Annotated in this window: 1 pseudogene; it reads right to left on the reverse strand. The window is 54.1% G+C overall.

Features of this window, described 5'->3' with window-relative positions:
* Window positions 1–290 (reverse strand): annotated as a pseudogene (locus tag TZ48_RS19765) (hypothetical protein); the annotation flags it as partial.

Genomic DNA, 290 nt, shown 5'->3' on the forward strand with positions numbered 1-290 from the left:
TTTCAGGGCCTTCAAAGACGTCGTCTTGGGTCGTCGCGACGGTGACTTTAAACTCAGTGACCCCTGCTGGTAGAGTGATGTTGCCATCAGTAATGGTGAGAGGCACATCAGACACGCCATCGTTATACGTGGCAGTCAGAGCACCAATATCGCCAGACTCAGCGGTGTAACTGCCATCGGTCGCGGTAGCGAGGTTCAACACCACATCCGCTTCTGCCTCTTTCGACAAATTCACCGTGAACATGGCGCCTGTGCCTTCGTTCACCGATACGGCTGGCGTGATAGACAGT

It is taken from the genome of Vibrio variabilis (assembly GCF_003263785.1).
Taxonomy (GTDB): Bacteria; Pseudomonadota; Gammaproteobacteria; order Enterobacterales; family Vibrionaceae; genus Vibrio; species Vibrio variabilis.